This is a genomic window from Pseudoalteromonas amylolytica (assembly GCF_001854605.1).
GTDB lineage: Bacteria > Pseudomonadota > Gammaproteobacteria > Enterobacterales > Alteromonadaceae > Pseudoalteromonas > Pseudoalteromonas amylolytica.
The window spans coordinates 1-2,860 of record NZ_MKJU01000033.1; the positions used below are offsets into that span (position 1 = coordinate 1).

Sequence of the window (2,860 nt, forward strand, 5' to 3'; positions counted from 1 at the left end):
CCGCCAGAATCACCACCGCCAGACTGACATTGGTCAGGCTCTTGAGAGCCATACGAACTTGGTGCGCTGTAGTTACCATTATCATCGGTCTCTATTTCGCATTGGGTACCATCAGGATTATTAAAACAAATAGTCCTCTGTTGGCCCGTACCAAATGTTGGAATGTCCGAATCGCTAGGCGGAGGACAATAATCAGGCTTTAGACACAAAACATCATCTAAGCCGCGCTCATAACGAATTGTATGTTTTGAGGGTGGTTCAGGGCATGTGTACGCACTCAATATACGGTAAGCAATAATTCCATTTTCTGAACATGCGCCTGGTCCCCGATAACAGTCTTTGCGACCAGTAATATTGATACCGCCAGAGCTATTTACAGACGTAGAAACAACTGTATACCCTTGATATAACGACGATTTATATGCTGTGTGCTTAGCAACACATTCAGATAGTGCACTCACAGCGATATATCGATCAATTGGCCTACATGTTATCGTTTCAGTCAAATTAGCGACAATTGCTGTATCCAACTGGCGCTGTGTAAATGCCTGCGCATCATATTGAAAAGCGGACAAAAAAAAGGCGCTGAGTAGCGCCATACGATTAAATAATTTCATGCTATCCCCAGCCAAAATTTCGACAGACAATGAATCCGGTGATTGCCCCCATTAACGCGATAATCGTGTAAATGAGGGCGACAACTAGGCCGCCCACACCAATTACGCCGCTCTAACAGCACGTTTGGCCAACGTGATGCCTTTAAACGCCATATTGATTGCTACTACAGTTACACCTGCACCACCTACAAACGTTAAAACACCCGCCAAATCTACCGCTGCAAAAATCTCAGTCATTTTTTATTTCCTTACTTAAATTGTCTTAATTAATTTTCGAGCTACTCTCACCTGATATGAGATAAACCCAATTGTGATAATGAGGCCAAAACCCCATGTGAACGCCTCGGCTATATCGAGACTGGTTATCTGAGTGGCAGCGGTAAACGCCTGTGCATCACTCGCACTCACTAAAACGTAACCCTCGCATTGTGATAGTGTTTGCGATGTTGCAGTTAACGTACCGTCACCATTCAAATAAATGCATTGCATTAGGCGTTACCACCTAACGATTTTGAAAAATGTTTTTTCAGCTCTGCATCAACTGGGATGAGTTCAACCACCTCATTCTCAAACGTTTGGTCGTTGAATTCGAAACGTAGGTCATACGATTTATCGGCAACAAACGCGCCCGTATCAATGAGCACATGTGCGTATGAAACGTTAATCGCGATTGGCTCTTTGCCAAATGGCGTTGATGTCGTTTTACCCGCTGATTTACGTTTGAATTTCGGGGAGTTCACCGATTCGAACGGGTACAGCACCTCAAGTGCGGCTTTTTCAACGTCTGGATTTTTTGATTCTGGAAATGACGTAATGCCAATCCCTGCAATAACAATAGCCATGCTATAGACTCCTAAATTGTTCAGTTAAAATTTGTCTGTATGTGTTTGGTATATCGAGAGATTTCCCGACTACATGTTTATCTGGGACGAGCAATCCGAGCACGGTACTCATATCGCCCTCAGTGATTTCTAAAATGTCAGCCAACGCCTTGCCGCACATGCGACGAACCCATTTAACGCGAGATGCCAAATCTGTGGCAGGTTTTGAAACACGCGCCGCGCTCGATGTGTGAACGCCAATTGTCTCAATCATTTCCTGTGCAAATTCACAAATACCAGCAAATGCAGAATCAGGGTCTAGCAGACAATCGACATTCCATTTTTTGAGCTCAACCTCGTTGCGATACCAAACGAGTGATTCCTCGTTGATACCCTGCTCTAATTTTTTGTTGTAGATGCGCCAAAAAACTGGGCTGGTACGTTTGCCGACCGTTATCATTTCGACGTCATAGTCGCCAGTGACAGACACTGAATGACGTGGTGACATAGTTGGATTAGGGCCACCCTTTTTACGAGCAAACGAGCGAGAGAAAAAACGGGTTTCAGCATTGGCACAGTTAAAAACATCGTCATAACAGTCACGCGCCAAGTCAATGCGCGACAAAAATGAAATTGATAAAACCTTTGATAACCAATGATGTAGCACGAATGGTGTTGTGTGTGACCACAAATGTTTGCAGCCCTCACCTGAAATTTGTATGTAGCATGTTTCGCGCTGGCCACCGATACCCACGAACCCAACATGATTACCCTCTAAAGTTAAGAGGTTCATCGAATTTTGATACCCATGGAACCCTTTATCACGCGGTGCTGATAGCTCAAAACCCAAAGCAAAACGACAAAAAACACGCAATGTAGATACGTAAAAATCACCCAACAACCCCTGAACACGGCGCTTTTCACGTTCAATTTGTTTTATCGCATCATCTGACGACATACCCGCAGTATTCAAATTCTGTTTAATGTCAGGCATTGGCGGGAATATGGTTTGTGTTTCTGACGTTGTGCCAGTCATCCCAGCACGTTTACAGTGGCGCAAATCTGCCAATTTAAACGAGAATGACAAGTGGTCTATAATCACCTGATTTTCATCATGTTTCTTGAATCGAGCGACACGATTATCAATCAGTTTTTTCGCTAAATCACTGTATTGATATTCCATTAAATCACACCTCTGGCAGCTAATTCTCGGTAGTTAACGTCAGTGATTTCAACTGTTTCACAGTCATGTTCGTGCGCAACCCATGCACGGAAACGGTACATATTTTCGAAATAATCATAAACGCGCTGGCCGTCCAAATCGTATGTGACCTGAACCCCCGCCTGTTTATTGTTCTCGTAATAAATAACCATTCCGTGTAATTCCCTGTTTAAAAATTGGTGACAATGGTAAAGACCAGT

5 protein-coding genes and 1 pseudogene are annotated in these 2,860 nt (G+C 43.7%); all 6 read right to left on the reverse strand.

Annotated features, from left to right (window positions below; translation table 11 throughout):
* A pseudogene (locus BET10_RS19255) lies at positions 1-617 on the reverse strand (hypothetical protein); the annotation flags it as partial.
* Between the two features lie 102 nt (positions 618-719).
* Positions 720-854: a hypothetical protein gene (locus BET10_RS22010; RefSeq protein WP_276204905.1), complete on the reverse strand. Its 135-nt coding sequence runs from the start codon at positions 852-854 to the stop codon at positions 720-722.
* 15 nt (positions 855-869) lie between these two features.
* Entirely contained in the window at positions 870-1,106 is a 237-nt protein-coding gene (locus BET10_RS19260; protein ID WP_070987455.1) for a hypothetical protein, read from the reverse strand.
* Positions 1,106-1,459 carry a DUF1293 family protein gene (locus BET10_RS19265; RefSeq protein ID WP_070987457.1) on the reverse strand — a complete coding sequence of 118 codons (354 nt, stop codon included), beginning with the start codon at positions 1,457-1,459 and terminating at the stop codon, positions 1,106-1,108. The genes BET10_RS19260 and BET10_RS19265 overlap by 1 nt, the downstream gene beginning before the upstream one ends.
* 1 nt (position 1,460) lies before the next feature.
* Positions 1,461-2,621, reverse strand: a complete 1,161-nt coding sequence (locus BET10_RS19270; protein WP_070987459.1) for a replication initiation factor domain-containing protein — start codon at positions 2,619-2,621, stop codon at positions 1,461-1,463.
* On the reverse strand, positions 2,621-2,860 hold a 240-nt coding region (locus tag BET10_RS19275), incomplete at its 5' end, for a hypothetical protein (RefSeq protein ID WP_205987556.1). The genes BET10_RS19275 and BET10_RS19270, both read right to left, overlap by 1 nt.

Bases quoted from the DNA above. Each gene is read 5' to 3' on its own strand.
- BET10_RS19265 (WP_070987457.1), bottom strand. From the start codon at position 1,459: ATGGCTATTGTTATTGCAGGGATTGGCATTACGTCATTTCCAGAATCA.
- BET10_RS19270 (WP_070987459.1), bottom strand. From the start codon at position 2,621: ATGGAATATCAATACAGTGATTTAGCGAAAAAACTGATTGATAATCGT.
- BET10_RS19260 (WP_070987455.1), bottom strand. From the start codon at position 1,106: ATGCAATGCATTTATTTGAATGGTGACGGTACGTTAACTGCAACATCG.
- BET10_RS22010 (WP_276204905.1), bottom strand. From the start codon at position 854: ATGACTGAGATTTTTGCAGCGGTAGATTTGGCGGGTGTTTTAACGTTT.